The sequence below is a fragment of the Victivallis sp. genome (genome assembly GCF_048170485.1).
Lineage (GTDB): Bacteria > Verrucomicrobiota > Lentisphaeria > Victivallales > Victivallaceae > Victivallis.
In genome coordinates, this window is the sequence record NZ_DBEXAY010000217.1 from 1 (window position 1) to 18,684 (window position 18,684).

At 58.1% G+C, this 18,684-nt stretch carries 15 protein-coding genes; 9 read left to right on the plus strand and 6 right to left on the minus strand.

Annotation, left to right across the window (positions count from 1 at the left end):
* The 8 genes from ACMLHG_RS11310 to ACMLHG_RS11345 form a co-directional block, all read left to right on the plus strand.
* On the plus strand, positions 1-684 hold a 684-nt coding region (locus ACMLHG_RS11310), incomplete at its 5' end, for a DUF1559 domain-containing protein (protein ID WP_417170559.1).
* A 14-nt stretch (positions 685-698) separates the two neighbouring features.
* Complete coding sequence (locus ACMLHG_RS11315; protein WP_295810567.1) at positions 699-2,234, plus strand: glycoside hydrolase family 5 protein; 1,536 nt, start codon at positions 699-701, stop codon at positions 2,232-2,234.
* Between the two features lie 5 nt (positions 2,235-2,239).
* Positions 2,240-3,742 carry a glycoside hydrolase family 5 protein gene (locus ACMLHG_RS11320; RefSeq protein ID WP_417170560.1) on the plus strand — a complete coding sequence of 501 codons (1,503 nt, stop codon included), beginning with the start codon at positions 2,240-2,242 and terminating at the stop codon, positions 3,740-3,742.
* A gap of 369 nt (positions 3,743-4,111) precedes the next feature.
* Positions 4,112-4,405: an ArsR/SmtB family transcription factor gene (locus ACMLHG_RS11325; RefSeq protein WP_294434539.1), complete on the plus strand. Its 294-nt coding sequence runs from the start codon at positions 4,112-4,114 to the stop codon at positions 4,403-4,405.
* Positions 4,406-4,465: 60 nt separating this feature from the next.
* Complete coding sequence (locus ACMLHG_RS11330; protein WP_417170561.1) at positions 4,466-5,761, plus strand: permease; 1,296 nt, start codon at positions 4,466-4,468, stop codon at positions 5,759-5,761.
* Between the two features lie 33 nt (positions 5,762-5,794).
* Positions 5,795-6,697 (plus strand): permease, encoded by a 903-nt coding sequence (locus tag ACMLHG_RS11335; RefSeq protein ID WP_417170562.1) that lies wholly within the window; start codon positions 5,795-5,797, stop codon positions 6,695-6,697.
* Positions 6,698-6,726: 29 nt separating this feature from the next.
* A complete protein-coding gene (locus tag ACMLHG_RS11340) occupies positions 6,727-7,266 on the plus strand; it encodes a thioredoxin family protein (RefSeq protein WP_417170563.1) in 540 nt (179 codons plus the stop codon).
* Positions 7,267-7,338: 72 nt separating this feature from the next.
* Positions 7,339-7,761: an arsenate reductase ArsC gene (locus ACMLHG_RS11345; protein ID WP_417170564.1), complete on the plus strand. Its 423-nt coding sequence runs from the start codon at positions 7,339-7,341 to the stop codon at positions 7,759-7,761.
* A 94-nt stretch (positions 7,762-7,855) separates the two neighbouring features.
* On the opposite strand, the gene ACMLHG_RS11350 is transcribed toward ACMLHG_RS11345, so the two are convergent.
* The 6 genes from ACMLHG_RS11350 to ACMLHG_RS11375 form a co-directional block, all read right to left on the minus strand.
* Complete coding sequence (locus ACMLHG_RS11350; protein ID WP_417170565.1) at positions 7,856-10,618, minus strand: hypothetical protein; 2,763 nt, start codon at positions 10,616-10,618, stop codon at positions 7,856-7,858.
* 88 nt (positions 10,619-10,706) lie between these two features.
* A complete protein-coding gene (locus tag ACMLHG_RS11355; RefSeq protein WP_417170566.1) occupies positions 10,707-11,477 on the minus strand; it encodes a prepilin-type N-terminal cleavage/methylation domain-containing protein in 771 nt (256 codons plus the stop codon).
* A gap of 97 nt (positions 11,478-11,574) precedes the next feature.
* Positions 11,575-12,714, minus strand: a complete 1,140-nt coding sequence (locus ACMLHG_RS11360) for a glycoside hydrolase family 99-like domain-containing protein (RefSeq protein WP_417170567.1) — start codon at positions 12,712-12,714, stop codon at positions 11,575-11,577.
* Positions 12,715-12,828: 114 nt separating this feature from the next.
* Positions 12,829-13,695: a helix-turn-helix domain-containing protein gene (locus ACMLHG_RS11365; RefSeq protein WP_417170568.1), complete on the minus strand. Its 867-nt coding sequence runs from the start codon at positions 13,693-13,695 to the stop codon at positions 12,829-12,831.
* A 129-nt stretch (positions 13,696-13,824) separates the two neighbouring features.
* Positions 13,825-17,064, minus strand: coding sequence for a hypothetical protein (locus ACMLHG_RS11370; protein WP_417170569.1), 3,240 nt, complete (start codon positions 17,062-17,064; stop codon positions 13,825-13,827).
* Positions 17,065-17,111: 47 nt separating this feature from the next.
* A complete protein-coding gene (locus ACMLHG_RS11375) occupies positions 17,112-17,747 on the minus strand; it encodes a hypothetical protein (protein WP_417170570.1) in 636 nt (211 codons plus the stop codon).
* Positions 17,748-17,895: 148 nt separating this feature from the next.
* On the opposite strand from ACMLHG_RS11375, the gene ACMLHG_RS11380 reads away from it, so the two are divergent.
* A partial coding sequence (locus ACMLHG_RS11380; protein WP_417170571.1) for a recombinase family protein occupies positions 17,896-18,684 on the plus strand: 789 nt, incomplete at its 3' end.

Here is an 18,684-nt window from a genome sequence, read left to right on the forward strand (position 1 = left end):
GTTATTGCAATCATTGCGATCCTCGCTGCCATGCTGCTTCCGGCACTCAACAAAGCGCGCGACCGGGCCAAAGCGATCAGCTGTACGAACAATCTCCGTCAACTCGGTCTGACCCTTCAAGCCTACTGCAACGACTTCGACGGCATGACGCCATACAATGCCTGGGATCTCGAGGACAAGACCAGCTGGCGCGGCCGCCTCTATAACGCGGGATATATCAAAACCTACAAGGGCACCTATTGCCCCGCTGTGCAGCTATCCACGGATCCCACCTTCAAGGAAGACAACCGCGGCGTCGGGTACGGCATCAACAACGGCTGGTGGCTCAACAGGCCCAACACGATCAACACCAAACGGATCGGAACCGGCACCAATGCGCAGGAGGTTCTGGGAGGCAACTGGCGGATGTTCATCCCCAAAGAGCCGTCGAAATTCCCGCTGCTGGCGGATACCCAGCGACTGGTGGATGTCAATTCCTGGAGATTCTATTACCAGTCGTGTGAATTCGCCTACCCTTGCAACAACGGCACCACCAATCCGAGCATCGTCGCCGTCGTCACCCGCCACGCATCGCGGTGCAACGTTCTCGCACTGGATGGACATGTCGCGGCCCAGAGTCGCGGCGAGCTCATCCACGAAAATGGATTCATGGAATACGGGGTCCACGCGGTCCCCGGATTCTGAGGAGGAAACAGATCATGTCCATGCTGCATTTGTTGTTATCCGGCTGTCTGTTCGTCGCATTTGCCGCGGCGGGCGAAACCGTCAAACCCGAACTAAAGCCGGCAAAACGCACCCCTGCGGCCAGAATCGAGGGGAAAATGTTGACCATCGACGTTCCTGCCGGACGCGAGGGTCTGGAGAACTATGCGGAGTTCACTCTGGATCTCGGCCAATACGCCTCCTGCCATCTGATCGGGACGATCCGCGGCAAATTCACCGGCTTCCGCCCTGATCAGGACCGTCGAAAAGGCATCGACCTTCGCCTCTCCTACCGGGCGGACGACGACAGCCACGACCGGCTCGGCGGCGGCTTTTTCCGCAACGAATCACTCAAAAACGGCACACTGCAGTTCGGCTTCACCCTCGATCCCTACGCCAGACAGTGCAAAATGCGGATTTCACTGAACAACTGTTCCGGCAAAGCGGAATTCGATCTTGCCAGTCTGGAGTTCACGCCGCTCTTCACGCCGCCGAAGGAGGAGTATGTCTGCGAATACTCCGACGCCGTAAAGGCCCGCCCGGTCCACCGCGGCGTGATGAGTCCGATCCGCAATCAGACCGATGAGGAGGATTTTCGCGAACTGCGGCGCTGGAACGTCAATCTGATGCGGCTTCAGCTCAACACCAGTGAACAGTGGGCGCGCAGCGAACCGGCGAAATACCGGGCATTCATCCGCGACAAGATCGACAATGTCATCCCGAAAGCGCTCGACCTCGGGCAGAAATACGGCATCAAAATCATCATCGATCTGCACACCGCTCCCGGAAGCAACCGCATGACCGACAATCCGGACTTCAACGGTCTGTACGACAACGACGACGCCGTGAAGGAGTATCTGGCGATCTGGGAGGAAATTGCCGAAAAATTCCACCGCCATCCCGCCCTCTACGGCTATGACCTCATGAACGAACCCAAGCAGCACCGGCCGGCCAAATACAACTACCGCGATCTTCAGTACGAAGCGGCAAAGCGAATCCGGGCAATCGACCCGGAAACGCCGATCTACGTGGAGAGCAACATGATGTGCAGTCCGCTCTCCTTCTACTATCTCGAACCTCTGAAACTGCGGAACATCATCTATCAGGTTCATTTCTACGAACCGTTCGACTACACGCACCACTTCATCCGCAAAGCCGCCGATCGAAAAGCGGGCCGGGTGAAGGTGAACACCTTCCCGGGCGACTATTACGGTACGCACTGGAGCGGTGATCTCGTCCAGATCCGGAAAAAACTCACCTATGTCCGCGCCTTCGAGCAGCGGTTCAAGGCGAAGATCTACGTCGGCGAATTTTCGGCACCGGCCTATGCGCCGGGAGCGGAACAATATCTCGCCTCCTGCATCAAAGTGTTTGAGGAATACGGATGGGACTGGACCTATCACGCCTTCCGCGAATCCAAGGGATGGGATGTCGAATATGCCGGAACCGCGGACGACGACCTTGTCCGCGTCCCGACGACGCCCCGTCGGGAAGTACTCCTCAACGCATTCAAGAAAAACAGGAAGGAATAGTTTTCATGAAGTGGTTCTCTCTGCTGCTCGGTCTGGCGCTGCTTCCCGTCTGCGCCGGCGGGGAACAATTTCTCAAACCGGAAAACGCCCGCGTCATCGGCTGCGCGGTCCGCAAGGGGAAGGAGGTTCTCATCAACGTTCCGCCGGAAAAAGCCGCCGGCCTGAACGGTGTCATCTACAAGGTGGACCTTACCCCCTGCCGGAACAGCGTCGTCACCTTCTCGGTGGATGCACAGGCGGACCATCTGACGAAACCGGAACAGCGTCATTTCGGCACAAAATTCATGCTGCTCTACACCACCCCCGACGGGCAGAAACATTACGCCGAAAGCAACGGGCATTACGGTACTTTTGCCAAAAAGCTCACCTTCAGCCACACCGTAAGCCCGGATGCCGCGGAGGCGGAACTGCGCTTTGTCGTGCAGAATGTCTCAGGCAAGCTCCGCTACGACCTCTCCACCTTCCGCATCGTCACCAGTTTCCAAAAATGCAACATCGGGTACCAGTGCGAGTACTCCGATGCGGTGAAGGCGCGGCCGGTCCACCGGGGAGTGGTCAGCCCGATCCACGATCAGGCCAACGAGGAGAATTTCCGGGTACTGCAACAGTGGAACGTCAATCTGCTGCGGCTCCAGCTCAACGTTGCCGCGGACTGGGCCCGGAACAAGCCGGAACTCTACAACCGGGCGATGGATGACAAGATTGAAAACGTCATTCCCAAAGTACTCGATCTCGGGCAGAAGTACGGCATCAAAGTGATCATCGACCTGCACATGGTTCCCGGTGGAAATGACACGCAGAAGAATTCTCCCGGCATCTTCGGCAGCGATGAAGCGGTAACCCGTTTCGTCGCATTGTGGGAACGGATGGCGACGAAATTCAAGGATCATCCGGCTCTCTACGGCTACGGCCTGTTCAATGAGCCCCGCCAGAACTACCCGACGAAATACGACTACTGGGAGATTCAGCACAAGGCGGCGCAGGCGATCCGCCGGATCGATCCGGAGACGCCGATCTACGTCGCCTCCAATCTGCGCAGTTCCCAGTACACCTTCGACTACCTCTCGCCGATGAAGCTGAAGAACATCATTTACGAGGTACACTGCTACGATCCGTTTGCCTACACCCACACGCCCTATTCCAAGAGAGACCGGGAGGCGGGGAAACCGCGACCGACCTATCCCGGGACCTTTTACGGCGCCCCGTGGAATCTGGAGGGGGTGCGCAACCGCCTGAAGGCAGTGAAACGGTTCGCCCGGGATCATCAGGCGAAAATCTACGTCGGCGAATTCTCCACCCGCGCCTGTCTCGACGGAGCAGACCAGTTTCTGCGGGACTACATCACCGTCTTCGAAGAGAACCAGTGGGACTGGACCTACCACGCCTTCCGCGAGGCGAAGATCTGGAGTCTGGAATACGCCGGTCCTTCCGACGATGAACTCGAGCCGTCGCAGGACAATCCGCGCAAACGCGTACTGCTGGAAGCGTTCCGGAAGAACCGGTCATAGCAGAGCGGGAAACGAACGGAGCATCTGCCGCACCACGGTGTATGCGAGAGCTCTCGCCATCTCGCACGACAGATGCTTCCGTTGCCGCCTCACCGCACGGCGCAAACCGATATCGCTCCTTCCAGGAAGATGCCCGGGGTTCCCCGGTGAAAAATTCAGCAAAGACACATTGCCATCGCCTCGTGGCAAAATCGTGGCAAAATCCTCCCCCCCGCAATCGCGGGGATTTTTTTTAGACGACATTTCTGTTTTCATTCTATGTTGATTTTGTTTTTCGCAACAGTCTGTCAGAAGGCGGAGATAATTTTTTCCAAATTGAGCTTGAAAAATTACGATATTTAGTTATATTACTAAATGAAAGGAGAATCCATGCTGAAATTCGACAAAGAGTGCTGCCGCCACGAAGCGGAGGTCTTCAAGGCGCTCGGCCACCCCACACGGCTCTGGATCGTCAAGCAGCTTGCGGATGGTCAGGAGCACTGCGTCTGCGAATTTGTCGAAGCGGTCGGCATCCGGTTCGCCACCATGAGTCAACATCTGGCCATCCTGAAAAATGCCGGAATCATCGTCGACGACAAGCGGGGCAAGCAGGTCTTCTACCGCCTTGCCTGCCCGTGCATTCTGCCGGTCCTTCAGTGCCTCGGCGAGAAACAGCAGAAGTAATTGTATTTTTTTTTGACGTTTCATTTTGTCTTTCAGCTAAATAAATAAAGATTTCGCAACATGTGGAAAACACAATGGAAATGGCTGGCCGGACTCGTCGGAGGATTTCTCTTCTGCTACTGTCTGCCGGTGGGGACGGAACGGTTCGACCATGCGGTCATCGAATCGCTGGCGTTGGTGAAATGGTATGCCAGAGAACATGTCTTGCTCTGTCTGGTTCCGGCCTTCTTCATCGCCGGAGCGATCGGCGTATTTGTGAGCCGGGGAGCGGTCATGCGGTATCTGGGGCCGAAGGCGAAAAAATGGATCGCGTATCTGGTCGCATCTGTTTCCGGTACAATCCTGGCGGTCTGCTCGTGCACGATTCTTCCTCTGTTCGCGGGGATCTACAAGATGGGAGCGGGTCTCGGACCAGCCTCCGCCTTTCTCTATTCCGGCCCCGCCATCAACATCATGGCGATCGTACTGACTGCCCGGGTGCTGGGCGTTGAACTCGGAATCGCCCGCGCAGTCGGAGCGATCGGTCTTTCGATCGTGATCGGCGTGTGCATGCACTTGATCTTCCGCCGGGAAGAACAGGAAAAGGCGCGCATGGCGGCCGATCCAGTTGATGTGGAATCCGGAAGACCGCTCCGGCAGAATGTCCTGTACATCGGCAGCATGATCGCGATTCTGGTGTTTGCGAATCTGGGGAAATCCGACGATTCGGGCGCATTTTGGCTGGCGATCTGGAGCGTCAAATGGTACCTGACCTCTCTGGCCGCCCTCGTGCTCGGCTTCATGCTGGTCCGGTATTACGGCATGAAATGGTGGAAACTTGCCTGCGTGGCCGTTCCGGTGGTTGTGCTGGCGGTAGTGTTCCCCGACATGCCGTTGCTGGCGTTCACCGCGGGATTTCTCGGCATCGGTGCTTTGACCAGCACAGCCGGGGAGAACGAACTGCGAATCTGGTTTGAAACCAGCTGGGATTTTGCGAAAAAGATCATGCCGCTTCTGCTCTTCGGCGTGCTGATTGCCGGACTTCTGCTGGGCCGCGTCGGGCAGGAAGGGCTGATTCCCTCCGGATACGTCGAAAAACTGGTCGGCGGCAACTCTCTGCTTGCCAACTTTTTTGCCGCATTTGCCGGAGCTTTCATGTATTTTGCGACCCTGACGGAGGTCCCGATTCTGGAAGGTCTGATCGGAGCGGGCATGGGGAAAGGTCCCGCTCTGGCGCTGCTGCTGGCCGGACCGGCGCTCTCGTTGCCGAACATGCTGGTCATCAACAGCGTGATGGGGCCCCGGAAAACGGTCGCCTTCGTCTCTCTGGTCATTCTGTTTTCCACCCTTCTGGGATTTTTCTACGGGAACTGGTAACATTGCAACAACCTCCACAAAGGACATGACACCATGAACACATTGCTGGATACCCTCGACTACTTCGGCTTCATCTTTCTGGAACTGGTGGTGCTTTTTCTCTCGATCAGCACCGCGATTTCCCTGATTCTGCAATACATCCCCCGGGAGAAATTCGGCCGGTATCTCTCCGGGCGCGCCGGATATTTCATGGCCGCACTGCTCGGAAGCATCACCCCCTTCTGCGCCTGCTCGACCATTCCGCTGACGCTGGGACTGCTGAACGCCGGCGTCTCCATCGGCCCGGTTCTCACGTTCGTGCTGGTCTCCCCGCTGCTCAACCCGATCATCGTCGGCATGGTCTGGAGCCTTATGGGGTGGAAGGCGTGTCTGATCTACTTCTTCGCCTGCTTCGGCTCGGCGATGGCGGGCGGGTGGCTGATGAAGATATTTCACGCCGAACGCTATGTGCGCAAACTAGCGGAACCGGGAACGAGCTGCTGTTCCGGGGAATCTTCCGGACCGGCAGTGCCCGCCGCATTCCGGGGCAAGCTGAAAAAAGCGTTTTTCGACGCTTACGGCGATCTTCAGCGCGTGCTGATTTATCTGATTGTCGGCACCGCGATCGGAGCGACCATCTACGGCTACATTCCGCAGGAGTGGATCGTCTCACTGGCCGGGCCGGAGAACCGGTTCGCGATTCCGGTTGCCGCGCTGGTCGGGGTGCCGCTGTACATCCGGGCGGAAAGCGCGATTCCGATCGGACTGGCACTGGTGCAGAAAGGGATGAGCCTCGGCGCCGTGATCGCCCTGATCATCGGCGGCGCGGGCATGGCGATTCCGGAGATGTCGATGCTGCTGAGCATCTTCAAAGCGCGAATCGTCGCGGCGATCGTCGCCTTGATTTTCTTCACCGCGGTGATCGGCGGCTATCTGTTTGACCTTCTGCTGGTGTAATCATACATAAGAAAAAGGAGCAAAAAAAAATGACAAAAATTCAGATTCTCGGTTCGGGCTGTGACAAGTGCAAAAAACTCGCCGACAATGCAAAACTGGCGGCGGAACGGCTCAACCTTCCCTGCGAAATTGAAAAGATCGAGGAGATCAATCAGATCACGGCATTCGGCGTCATGATGACGCCGGCACTGGTCGTGAATGGAAAGGTCGTCAGTTCCGGCAAGGTGCTCACGGCGGATGAAATTGCCGGTTTTCTCACCGCTCCGGCGTGTGATTGCGGCGGGCAGTGCGCGTCCTCCGAAGCGCAGGCGACCGATTCCCCCTGCTGCAGTGGAGCTCCGGCCGAAGCTGCCGCTCCCTGCTGCTGCGGAGACGGTGGCGCCGAAAAAGGATCGACCTCCTGCTGTTGCGGCGACGGGGACAGAACAAAGAAGATTATGACCATTGTTCTGCTCATTTTCATTGCCGCCAGTATCGTGTTCATGGCTGTTAAACGGCTTGCTGATCCCTTTGCCTCCAGCGCCTCCCCCGTCGAAACGGAACAGGCCGATTTCCCCGGAACCAAATAAAAAGGGCAAAGGACATTTTTGCATTTCCATCGTTTTCAGAAAAAATGCAGAAAAGCAGTACGGAATTGGGTTATGGTGAAAATCTTGTTTCTCTGTACCGGCAACAGCTGCCGCAGCCAGATGGCGGAGGGCTGGGCGCGCGCGCTGAAAAGCGATGTGGTCGAAGCGTACTCCGCCGGAATCGAAACACATGGGCTGAATCCTTATGCCGTCAAAGTGATGGCCGAAGCCGGAGTGAATATTTCCGCACAGAAATCCAAACTGGTCCCGGAGTTGCCGACCCAGGAGTTTGATTATGTGATCACCGTCTGCGGCAACGCCCGGGAGAGCTGCCCCGTCTTTCCCGGCAAAACCCGGGTCGTTCATGTCGGCTTCGACGATCCCCCCCGCCTCGCCGAATCGTGTCAAACCGGGGAGGAGAAACTTGCCTGCTACCGGCGGGTGCGGGATGAGATCCGGACATTCATCGAGAAACTGCCGGAGATCCTCCCCTGACGGAGCAGAGCGAAAGAGAAAGCATCTGCCGCACGCTGTATGAGGCTCCGCGCCATCTCGCACGACAGATGCTTCCGTTGCCGGTTCTCCGCAATCAATACGGTGTAAGGCTGATATCACTCACTTCAAAGAAGACGCCCGGCTGTTCCCAGGCGAAGAAATTCAGCGAAGCCGCATTCCGCCCTTCCGGCAGAGTCAGAACCGCTTCAAACGTCTGCCACTCCGGCTTGAGCGAAGTGCGCTTCACAAGGTCGATCCGCGGAGCGCCGGCAAAACTGACCACTTCGAGCTGTGCCGTGCCGCGCGCCCGGAATGTGAGTCGGTATGAGGCGTTCGGCAGCAGATTCCCCACGCTCACCGCTACCCCGGCAGCATCCTTTCTGCCGATTGCTCCGGCATCGACACGATACCCGTTCGCCGTGGCGGCAAGGCGCTGATCCGCCCCCTGCCGGAACGGACGAAACGGACGCCCCTTCAACAGCTCCCGCGCCGGCTGCAGCACCGTCAGATCGCCGTACTCCGCCGGACTTTTCTCGCCGCCGATGCCGCTCGCCCACTCCCGGTAATACGCCCGGCCGCTCCCGTCGTTGTTGTTCGCCAACAACGAGAAACGGAGCGTTCCATTCGGCGGAACCGTGAGCGGATAGAGCTCCGAAACCGGCAGCCGCAGACGGTAAACGGTCCGCCCGTTCCGCCGCTCCCCGGCGACGGCCGCGGTCCGCATCGGTTCATTTGCCGGGGTATAACGCTCCGGCAGATCGCCGCCGAGCGGCGCGGCAAAGTTCTTCACCACACCGGCACGCCCCTCGCGGTCCAGCGTCAGAACAAACTCAATCCGGTCACCGGCCAGCCCCTTCCCGCCGCCGTCAAACGCGAACTGAATGCTGTCGCCTTTCCACGGGGCCTCCCCCGGAACTGGATGGTGCACCGCATCCTCCAGCTCCGCGTAGAGTTCGAAGTTCTCCCGGTCCAGCGCGACGGAGAAGAACCCGGCGATCTCCCCCGCCCGGGCGGAGGCATCGCACACCACCTTTTCCGCGAGCGCCATCCGGGGTGCACGCCGCCCGGCGGCGGTCAGTTCCAGCTTGGCGTCGAAGAGCTTGCCCGGCAGGTAGTTTCCGTGCATCTCGTGTGAGAGAGGCAGTGCTTTTCCCTGCGGAATCAGCACCTCGGCACCGCGCCCCTTCGCCGCCGCAAGCAGTTTCCGGTCCGGATTGCGGGCGATGTAGTAGAACTCCGGAGCGAGCGTCATCTCCGCCGGGCGGGATACCGGGCGGCCGTCCGCTTCACAGACAACAGACGCGGCGACGATGTTCGCCAGCTCCCGGTCGATCCGGACCGGTTTCTCCCCTTCGGTCCAGAAAATCAGCAGTTCACCGGCGTCGCTCGAAAGCAGAATGCCGCACTGATCCTTCCCGTCGCCGAAGCGGAATCCGTCGTGCACGGTCAGCTTCCCCCGCACCAGATCGGAAAGCACATGCCACGCCAGCGCCTGATAGCGCGGCGCCAGAAACGGCGTCTTGCGAAAGAGTCCGGAGACGTGGCTCGCACTGCCCGGATCGAACTTCTTCATCCACGGCAAACACTCCTTCTCGAAGTTCGGCGCATTGACGATGCAGAAGAAATCCACCTCCTGCGCCCCCTGACGTACCTGATTGAGGAAATCGCAGAGCATGTTGCGCGTCTGCATCGGTTCACTCGGCCACGGGAAGGAGGCGCGCAACAGCATCGCATGCCACTCGCTGCTGAGCCACGGCTTGCTCTTCCGGCCAAACTGTTTTTCCATCCGGCGGAACGGAGCCATCTGCACCCAGCTTCCATGCATCGGCAGAACATCGTAGTAGCGGTCGCCGCCGAGCTTCAGAAGTTCCCGGTAAAACGGGAGATACCGCATGCCGATGCCGCCGAGGTGCACGACCGCGTCCGGATTTTCCGCCTTGACGGTCTCGTAACCGGCCTTCAGCAGGGCGACGAAGTTCTCGACGCTGTCGCTCCAGAAACAGGAGTAGCCGATGAGATGCGGTTCATTCCAGAGCTCGTACTTCTTCACACCGGGGTAGCGGCGCATCACGGCGCGGATGAAGTTCCGCCAATCCTCCATCTGCTTCGGAATCACCGTCTTGTACTCCTGAATGCAGATGTTGATCCAGGTGGCGTCCGGCCGGGTGGAGGCCCAGCGGGGCGTCCCCATCAGATTGAGCGTGATGTCCTCTTCGGAGTAGCCGTACTCCCGGGCAAGCTTCATGAACTCATCGAGCGCCTTCCAGTTCCATACCCCCTTTTCCTTCTCCAGTTTCGCCCAGTCGATGTAGTGCACCCGGATTCCCCGGAATCCCACCAGCCGCGAAAGCGGCAGAAAGTCCCGGTAGCGGCCGAAGTGCGGCGACATGCCGAACACGGGCGAAATCTCCGCCACCGGCCGGGTGGGTGTGGCCACGCCGAACGGATGTTTCGTCACCGGAATTTGCGTATCACCGGCGAGAGAATATTTCTTTGTGTGACGATCCTGCTTGTAGACCCGGAACCGGTACTGTTCGGCAACGTCGCCGTTCACACTGCCGCTGCGGAAAAACTCCGCCTCGAAATACCCCGGCGACGGCGGAAGCCAGCGCCACCCTTTTTCGTTGAACTCCCGGCCGCCGACCTCCCCGGTGAAGACCGGTTTCCCGGTGACGTCGGTCACCTTCACCCGGATGCGGTCACTCTCCGGAATCGGCCGGTCCCCTTTGAAGCAGACCGTCTCCCCGATGCGCCACCAGTTGGCGAATGCAGTGCCGCGGATTTTCAACGGCTCCGCACCGATCGCCGCCAGTATGGCCGCCGATGCCAGAATCCATGTCAATTGTCTGCAAAACATACAAAGTCCTTTCGTTGTCCGATACCATAATTTCTCTCTCCCGGGAAAATGCCATTGTCATTTGCGGAAGATTGCTCGAATTAAATTTTCAATCGACGGTTTCGTCGTAGAATCCAGTCCAGAAAATTCCCTTGTAGCCGCCCAGATACATCTTCCCGGCCGGAGTAGTGGCGGCGTGGCCGTCGAGATAAGCGACGTTCAGCGCCATCCCGCCATGGCGGGTGATCCACGGATTTGTAACCGCGGAGATAGAACAGCGGGCCGCATTCAGTCCCCGTATGGTCAGCAGGCGCGCGATCTCTCCCCGGGCGGCATAGGAATTCAGACCGCTGTCATCGATCATCAGAAAGGTCCGGGAGGGATATTTGGTGAAACTGGTCTTCCGCCGTTCCTGATTCGCCGCACTCGGCATGGTTTGGATATTTTTTTTCATGTTGACGCTCCAGTTCATGCTGTAGCCGCTGTAACGGTTGGGTTCCACTTTGAAGCTGGGGCAGACAAAGGAATTTGCACCGCCCGAATGCAGACGAGTTACGATATCCGATGAATTGGTCTTATCGCCGGGATGGGCATATCGCCACAGCAGCGGAATCCACGACGGCCCCCAGGTGAAAGATTCACCGGGATTGTTGCTGGCCAGCGGAATGTAGTCATCGTACTCCATCGAATACATGCCGCAGTACTGCCCGAGCTGTTTGATGTTGCTGAGACAACGGACCGTCGTTCCCCGTTCCCGCGCCTTGTTCAGCGCCGGCAGCAGCATCGCCGCCAGAATGGCGATGATCGCAATTACAACCAGGAGTTCGATGAGGGTAAAAACATTTCCGGATTTTCCTGAATTTTTCCACATTCTGCCCATGCCTGTTCCTCCTCTCTTTTGTCTTCCACCGTATCTGACGAAAATCTCTCGAAGAACCGGTCGCGCGGCCGGAATTCCGCGCGACCATCCCCCTACCCTACCGGTCCGGGGAAGTGCCGAATACATTACGGACCGCTTCGAGGTAGCCGTAGCCGAACCGGGTGTCCGGCTCCAGATAGGCCCCCTCGGTCCATTCGTTCCAGCAGGCGATCTGAATCATTTCGCTTTTGGAGATTCCCTGATCGTAAAGCGCTTTCAACGACTGCAGCGCCTCCTGAAAGAGTTCCGGCGTGCCATCCACCACGATCGGAGTGAACGGGTAGCCGCGTGAGAGATCGTAGATGTCGGACTGCACCGTGCGCGGACTGGAGTCCCACCCCTGTGCCGCCAACGGCGGACAGGGCAGCGTGAAGGTGCGGCAGTACATCTCCTGAACCGGCATGGCCTCGCGCATCCAGCTCAAATAGTCCACTTTCAGCTGCTGCATCCGCCCGGCAAATCCCCAGCCGTAGTTGGAGATGGAGTTGAATCCCGCCCGCTTGAGCGCGGCTTCGTGCGCCATCAGAACTTCCGGAGTGCGTCCCGGCGCCGTGCAGTGCGCGTTGAGATTGAGTTCCCCCAGCCCCGCCTGTTCCACTTTGGCGCGGAATTCACGGAAGAGAGCGGCCGCCGCCTCTTCTCCGCCGAATCCATCGATCATCTTGAGCGGCTGCCAGATGGAGAAATACAATCCGCCATCCACCCGCAGATAGTTGGGCTGGCGGAAGTAGTGTTCGATATAGAAATCGCACCAGGAGCGGAAATTTTCCGGCGTGATGGTTTCGCCGTCCCAGTTCTTCTCCGCCGGCTTCCAGTAGCTGCCCGGATGCGCGTAGATCGGGTTGTGGTTGCACCACATCAGGGCAAACTGGAGATCACGGCAGTTCGGCGCCCCCAGAAATCCGTTGTCCAGCGCGCGGGCCCGGTACGGACCGTCGTTGAAACAGTACCAGTCGAAGATGAACGCATCCACGCCGTACCGCTTCGCCGCGGCGATCTTCTGCCCCATGACCTCCGGCAGCGATTCATCCTGATACCCCCACAGCGGCACCCGCGGCTGCACATGCCCGGGGAAACGGGGGGTGGCATATTCGGCGACACGCCATTCGGTCCACCCTTTTCCGTGCAGTGCCTCAATGCGCGGATCACTGTGCCAGTTCGGGAAGTAGTAGGCGGCGACAATCGGTCTTTTTTTCATGATTCATCCACTCTTTTCGTGTTGCAGTTGCTGCGCTCTATCAGATATTATATTCTGATATCGAGAAAAAACATGGATGAAATTTCCATTCCTCTCCTGAAAATTTAAAAAAAATCAACCACGTCCACTTTTTCGAAAAGCGAGCGGCGTCACCCCCATCTCCCGATGAAAATTCCGAAAAAAGCAGGAGAGATCGCGGAAACCGCATTTGTAGCAGACTTCCGTAACGGAGAGATCCGTTTCCAGCAGCAGCCGCTTCGCCTCCGCCAACCGCAGGCGGTTCAGTTCGGCCATGATGGTGGAACCGTTCCTGCTCCGGTACAGCCGGCAGAGATGGCTCCGGGTGACGCCGAATTTCGCCGCGGTCTCCGCCAGCGAAAACGGTTCGGTGCAATGCGCTTCGAGCAGCTGATTCAGGGAACTGAAAATATCCTCGGACTTGAATTTGAGCATTCCCTTCTGCGCGTTCCGGGAGAGCTGAATCAGGAGGTCGGCCAGCAGCAGTTCAAGGGTGACCTGATAGTTCTCCTCGCAGGCATTGTACTCCTCCTGCATGCGGAGGATCAGTTTCTCCAGCTCCTTCACGCAGGGGAATACATAGAGCCCGCTCATCACCGGCTCATCCTCGTTGAAGATCGAGAAGAAGCCGGAGCGGGTCTTCAGTTTCACCAGAAATTCCCGGAGGAACTCCGGCAGAAAAAGGATGTTGCACAACTCCAGCGCGGCCCCCTCGATCCGGTAGGTCGTTTTAAACCGCGGATGCGCCAGAATCGCCGTTCCGCTCTGAATCGGATATCGCCGGCCGTCGACCAGATACTCCCCCTCCCCCCGGAAGAAGTAGACGATCTTGTAGAACTCCCGCACATGGTACTGGTCCGGCGGGAAATCCCCCGGGCGATGACGGAAACAACCGATGGAAAAGGGGAACTTCCGCCGCAGATAGTCGGCACGCGGATATACAAGCGGCGCACTTTTCTCCATTCTTCCTCCCGAATTTCCGGCCGAACTCCGTTCCTTCCGGCCCGGGTGCCGGCCGGCTCACTTCCTTCGGGAAGAATACATCCTCTCGATCGTTTCGTCAAGTACCGGATTGCTTTTCCTTCCGGTTTTTCAATAGAGGATCTCGAAGAAGGCGGCTCCGTTCTTCAGTTTCGCGGTGTCGAGCTGCAGAAGCAGTTTCCCCTCCCGCACCGTCGCCGGAATCTTCTCCGAACGGGTGCCGTCGAAGTGAAGCGCCCACACCTCCGGCGTTCCGCGGCCCGCGTTGTCGAAGGCCAGTTCCAGTTTCCCCGCCTCGATCAGCGCCGGATAGTTGCCCGATTCAAAGCAGATCCGCTGCTCCTTCGTGTCGAAGATCTGCCCGGTGTTGAATGCGTTGGTGGAGAACATGAGCAACAGGTGCTTCGCCTCCTTCAGCGGCCGGGTTCCGTCGAGGGCCGCCAGCGCCACCGACGCCGGAACTGTACAGCGGCGGATGGAAAGCGCGCCCAGTTCGACCGGCTGATCCTTCTTCACGATCGCCCCCTCCAGGCGCGGCGTCACCACGGTCATCGTTTCGGCGGCGGTGTTCAGGATCAGTTCCCCGGTTTCGCTCGCGTAAATCCCTTTTGCCGGGTCGGTCGGATTGGCGGCGGAGAGGATTCCCCGGCGGCGCAGCAGCGGGAAGAGCTCCTTTTCTTTTCCATTCTGCGAGGTGGCCGCCTGCACGTACCACTGCGAAACCGAGAGCGGCGAAAAGGCGTCCGGCACGATCGTCACCGTCGGGTCGGCCTTCCCCACCGGCTCCAGCGGCTTGATCTCCGGGTAGAGAATGCCGAGCCGGGTCACGAAGGCGAGTTTCGCGTAGTCGTCGCCGACGGCGGCAAGGTAGTGGTTGGGAAACAGCGTTTCACTCTTCATCTCCAGCGCCACCGAATGGGGCGCACTCTTCACATCGCCGCGCAGGTAGATCAACGCGGTCAGCGCCTCGTTCACCCGCGAAATCGGGTCGTAAGCGCTGTCGAACTTGAGGAAGGGGTCCAGATGCAGCCGGACCGTGTCGGCGTGCGACACCAGCGCGCTCCAATCCTGCAGCGCGGCGTAGCTGGAGAAATAGAGGCCGCGTTCGTGCCGGAAACGGTTCGGCGCACTGTGGGAGTACTCCGTGACGAAAAACGGCCGGTCGAGAAAACGCGCCGCCGCCGCCGCCCGGAAATAGCTGGATTTGAGCGAACTCTCCTGCCCAACCACACAGTCGGAGGCGTGATTCCCGACGAAGGAGTTTGGCCGCACGCTTTTGGGGATGATTCCAAGCGGCGGTATTGAATTCGGATGGGCGAAATAGGTGTGCTGCGCCACCACCGGCAGCAGCGCACGCCCCGGCAGCTCCAGAGTCCGCATGATCATATCCCAGTGGTTGACCAGCCCCGGATACCCGGTCGCCCGGATGGTCCGGTAGAACCAGGTGGTCATCTCCCGCATGGTCGCGATCAGAAAATCGCCGGTGTCCTGCGCCCGGCGGCCTCCGCCGCGCAGATCCGATTCGGTGATCTCCGGAACCGTGTCGAAGGTGACCGGCACGCCCCAGGCCGCCGACAATGCCGCGTCACTCCGGTACTTCGCCCGCAGACTCTCCCGGAACGGTCCGGTCAGGAAGGCCAGTCCGGAAGCGAACCGCAGATCCTGCTCGTTGATGAAATTCACCAGCACAATCGCCGGTTCATCCCGGTAGGCGGTTCCGGTGTAGGGGTTGACATGTTTCATCAAATAGTCGGTGAAGAGCTTCCAGTGATTGCGGTGAACCTGACTGTGAAAGAGGTGCGCCTTGAAGCCGTCCTCGTGCGACGCGGTGCCGACACGGGTGATCATCGCCCGTCCCGCCAGGTCGAAGGTGACGTAGATGCCCCGTTTGCGGAATGCGGCAACGAGGTAGTCGAAGCGGTCGAGATTGCCTTTGTCCAGCACCTCCTCCAACTCCGCGACGGTCTGCGGAATCGAGACATCCTTCTCGGTGTTTTTGCGGTATTTCGCCAGAATATCCCAGCCCACGAAAAACCGTTCCGGAATATGGATGCGCACCAGATTGTAACCGCGGCGCAGCACCGCGTCGGCAAAGCGGTCCATTTTCGTTTTGTCCCACTTGTGATACTCCGGCCGCCACATGCCGCTGATGCACCAGTTGAAGGAGAAAAAGCGCACCGGCTTCTCCTTCCGCTGTTCGAACGCGGGCCGCCCGTCCTCACGGACGACAAGCCGCCCGAACTTCCCAGCGGGGAGATGGCGCTCCGTCAACTGCGAGAAATCCAGCGCCGTCCCCGGCTTCACTTCGAGAAAACGAGCCGGATCGACCGGGCGGAACTCCTTCCCCGCCGCCGGCTTGAACAGCCGCGCCAGCGCGAGGTTGCCGGAGACCGCCGGGACCTTCCCGCAGACGAACCGCCACCCCTTCGAACCGGCGAACACCTTCACCGCGATCAGGTTCCGCCCCTTGCGGACCGGAACATTGAACACGTGATTCTCCGGCGCATAATCCTGCGAGAGATTCCCCTGCTTGAGCGTATTGTATGCGAGCTCACCGTTGATATAACAGGCGAAGCACCAGTCGGCCGCCATCCCGAGCGTCATCTCTCCGTCGGCTGGAGCGGTGAACTCCTGATAGAACACTGCACACGCCTTCGGTTGGAAACCTCCTTCCGCCTGCGCGATATCGAAGGAGTTTCCACGCAGTTCCGCCGGAGCGGCGCTCGGCGGAATTTGATCGACCGGCAGTTTGTTCTCCGGGTCGGCGAGCCACAGCCAGCGGTTCGAAAGGAGCGATTCATAACTGCGGTCCAGCCGTTCCACCGAAACCGGTCCGAGGTAGAGCACACCCCCCGCCGGATAAAGCCCCACCATGAAGCGCGGGAACGCCAGCGGCGAGCCGACCTCGTCTTCGACGACAAATTCCCGCACCTCCTTCTGCCAGTCGGTGGTCACCTTCAACGTGCGCCCAGCCCGTTTTCCAATGGCGGAATAGGGCGGATACTGCCGCGCCGCCACATAGGAGATGCTTCCGGGGACACTCCCCTTGTAGAAGAAACGGATCCGGTATTTCCACCCCTTCCCGACCGCGCCCTTGTGCAGAAAATTGACCTGTTTGCCGAAAGACTTCCCATCGGCGGGGGACTGGACGATTTTCAGAGCCAGAGAATTTTCCCCGTCCGGAGTCTTCACTTCGGTCGAAACCTCCGGCTGAAACGTGTGTCCGGTTGCCGCATACCAGGTGACTCCCGATTTTTTGAGCGAAGCGGTATCGGTGTACCGCCGGATCTCCGCTTCCGCCCGGGGGAACATCGCTGCGGCAAGCAGTAAAAAAATCCAGATTTGTTTCATTCCTTTTCTCCTTGTTGAACTCTTTCCCAATCCTTCTCTGCCCGGTGTCAATCCACGGTGGGATCGTAAAACCCGGTCCAGAAGATTCCCTTATATCCTCCCAGATACATCTTCCCGGCGGGAGTGGTGGCGGCGTGGCCGTCGAGATAGGCGACGTTCAGCGACATCCCCCCATGACGGGTGATCCACGGACTCACAATCGCTGACGCCGGGCAACGAGCCGCGTTCAGTCCCTGAACCGTCAGCAGCCGCCCGATCTCCCCGCGGGAGGAAAAGGATCGAATTCCGCTGTCATCGATAATCAGAAACGTCCGGGAGGGATATTTGGCGAAACTGACTTTCCGCCGCTCCTGATTTGCGGCGCTCGGCATGGTGTAGATATCCTTCTTCATGTTGACGCTCCAGTTCATACTGTAACCGGAATGACAGTCCTGCTCAATCCGGAATGAGGGACAGACGAAGACATTCGAATTCGCTGTATCCAGTGCGGCCACAATATCCGAACCATTGGACTTGTCCTGCGGATACGCGTACCGCCAGAGCAATGGAATCCACGACGGCGCCCAGGTGTAGGATTCGCCAGGATTGTTGGTAGCCAGCGGAATGTAGTCCTCATACTCCATCGAATACATGCTGCTGTACTGCCCCAGCTGCTTGACGTTGCCGAGGCAGCGTGAGCTCATCCCACGCTCCCGCGCCTTGTTCAAAGCGGGCAGCAGCATCGCTGCCAGAATGGCAATAATCGCAATTACTACAAAGATAACTTGTCAAATATACTTATATGCAGTATATTAGCGATGACAAGAAGAAAAGCGGAAGGAGAATTGGGCAATGAAAGCGTTGATTTATGCACGTCAGAGCAGTGGGAAGGATGATTTTTCGGAGTCGGTGGAGGCACAGATTGCCAACTGCAAGAAGCTGGCGGCAAAAGAAAAACTTGAGGTAATTGGCATTTATAAGGACCTGAACACCAGTGGGGAGACTTATCCTGTGGGAGCGGAGGAAATTGCCAGGCTTGACAAAGCATATATGAATTGGAGTCTCACGCAAAGTACGAAAAAGGATTTCCGTCTGGGGCTGAGTCAGGTATTGCTCAAACTTTCCGAGGTTGATTTTGTGCTGGTTAATGAATTGACCCGGCTGTATCGTCCGATCAACGGGAGCTTTCTGGAAGGACACATCAATCAGCTTCTCAAGGAAAACAATGTCAAAGTTCTGCAGGTTCAGGGTGGAACGATTGATTTGAGCAAGTTCGATCAGCAGTTGATTACACTGATCAAAAATCAGATTCTCTATGAGGATTTGCAAAAGAAACGGCAGAACAGCATCAACGCTTTTCGTATCAAGAAAGACAGCGGACGACTTTGCAGCGATGCGAAAATGTATGGCATTCGCTACCTCGGCAACGGAAAAATCGAGGTGATTCCCGAATGGGTTGAAATCATCCGCTTCGTCTACGACAACATTTGCGCCTATCGTCCTTACCGTGCCATCATCCGTGATTGCAACGAACGCTGGGGGAAGGAGATCTTTTTCTATGAAAGTTCGATTTATGCTATTGCAAAACAGCCGATTTACTGCGGTTATCAGTATAACAGCCAGGGCGAGTTGATTAAAAAT